This window comes from Bradyrhizobium sp. (assembly GCF_049586575.1).
In the GTDB taxonomy this organism is placed as follows: domain Bacteria; phylum Pseudomonadota; class Alphaproteobacteria; order Rhizobiales; family Xanthobacteraceae; genus Bradyrhizobium.
In genome coordinates this window covers 1-2,073 of the sequence record NZ_JBAVCF010000511.1, presented here as the reverse complement: position 1 = coordinate 2,073, position 2,073 = coordinate 1, and the positions used below count along the sequence as shown (strand labels likewise).

1 protein-coding gene and 1 pseudogene are annotated in these 2,073 nt (G+C 62.0%); both read right to left on the bottom strand.

The window, feature by feature from the left end; translation table 11 throughout:
* Positions 1-167 (bottom strand): annotated as a pseudogene (locus WB528_RS19445) (UPF0280 family protein); the annotation flags it as partial.
* Entirely contained in the window at positions 164-1,612 is a 1,449-nt protein-coding gene (locus WB528_RS19440; protein WP_423890021.1) for a 6-hydroxynicotinate reductase, read from the bottom strand. The gene WB528_RS19440 and the pseudogene WB528_RS19445, both read right to left, overlap by 4 nt.
* Between the last annotated feature and the right edge of the window lie 461 nt (positions 1,613-2,073).

Below are 2,073 nucleotides of genomic sequence, written 5' to 3'. Positions count from 1 at the left end.
TCACAGAGTTCGTCGAGCAAGCCGGTGAAACGGCCAATCGCAGCGGCATAGGCCGCGTGGAGATTTGCACCAGCTCCGTGCGCTTCCACGATCAGGTCGATCGGGCCATCCTGCAAATGCACCCGCTTGCCGTCTTTCAACCACCCGACCTGCGGCTGCCGCGTCATGGCCGCACTCCCGCTTTGGGCGATGGCGCCGTCACCAGACGCGCTTCGCCCGCTTTCAAGGACGCCAGCGGACGAACGTGATCCATATGGCCGCCTAGCGCGGCATAATCGGACAATCGCATTGTGAACTCGATCGGCGCCACCAGCGCGGGCGTCGGCACGTAACCAAACGCGCCCGCCGGCAGCCGCGTGACGTCAACCATGAAGGTGATGCCGCCGCCCGGCCAGACATAGACCGGCGCGCCACCGCTCGTGACCCGCGTCAATGCGTCCTTCACCGAACGCGTCAGCCGCACCGGATTGTCGGTGACGCCGGCACGCAACGAACCGCCCGCTCCGCCCATGAAGAGCACCGTGCACAGCGCCGGCTCGCAATTCTCCTGAATTCGTTCGACCGAAAATTTCAGGTCCGCTGGCATCGCCTTCTCGACCGGTTTCAATGAACCGTCGAGTTCGTAATAAGCAGCGTGTTCGCCTGTGGTCGATACCATCAGCAGCGTCATACCGGGTTTCGCCACCTTCGGATCGAACGGCCCCAGAATCGTCAACGGATCTGAAATCTGCGTGCCGCCCCAGCCGGTACCGGCCTCGGCGACCTGGAAATAGCGGCCTGGTGTCGAGCGCCGTCCCTTCATCTTGATGCCGGTATCGGCAACATCCAGCACCTTGCCGGCTTGATGTTCCGAGAGCACGCCGGTGATATGGTCGTCAACGACCACGACCTCGTCTACCTTGCCGTGCCACTGCTTGGCGAACATGCCAATCGTCGCCGACCCGCAGCCGACCCGCATCCGCTCTTCGGCCACACCATTGACAACAGGCGGATAGCCAGCCTGCACCACGACCGTCGCGCCGCCGTCAATCGTCAACTCGACGGGCTTGCAGTTGCTCAAGTCCATCAGCGCGTCGCAGGTGACGCGACCCTCCTTCTTCGATCCGCCGGTCAAGTGATGAACGCCACCGAGCGACAGCATCTGCGAGCCGTATTCGCCGGTTGTCACATGTCCCACCGCCTCGCCCTGCGCGCGCACCGTTGCGGCTTCGGGCCCGAGGAAACGATCGGTATCGATCTTCACCTTGACGCCGCAATAACTGAAAATGCCTTCGGTCACGACCGTGACCATGTCGACGCCGTCGATCTCTGAGGACACGATGAAGGGCGCGGGCTTGTAATCAGGATAGGTGGTGCCGGCGCCGATCGCGGTGACGAATACATCGTGCTCGTGGACGATCTTGCCGTCCCAGTCGCCGCCGGCCTGGAACGGTACGAGCCGTCCGCCATGCGACACCGTCCGCTCCAAAAGAACGTGTGGATCGACGCGCACCAATTGTCCGTCGTGATTGGCGTAGCGGTCGCACGCACCGGCTGCGCCCGGCTTGATGTAGCACATCACGGGGCAGGCATCGCAGCGGATCTTGTCGGCGGCGGCAGCGTCAGTTGTCATGCACGAGCCCTCGAGCCGGCGTTGGCGAAGGTAGCGTGGCACCCAGCGACCGGCGGCGTGATCTGCCGCCGGCACTTCATTCGTATACGAACAATGTTGCGCGCGCCGCCAATGCTGTCAAGCGCGTTTGAGCAGCAGGCTTGCACGTTTGCATGCAAACGTTATTCTCGAAATGCCTTTGAATGATGTGCGAAATGCCCTTACCGGATGCACCACGCATGACGCAAGCCAGCGCCGCCCATTTGAAGTTCCTGCGCTGCAAGCAGCAAATTCTGTCCAGGAACTTCAAATGGCAAAGCGGCACTGGAAACCATAAAGTTGCTGGTGCCCATGACTTTCCGAAGTTCGTGAAAGGCAGGTGCTGAGGTGGAGCACGAACTTCGGAAAGTGGGCACTAGTATCCGCCTGAACGTCAACGGCCGGATCCATGAGGTGGACGCGTCCCCGGATACCGCCCTGCT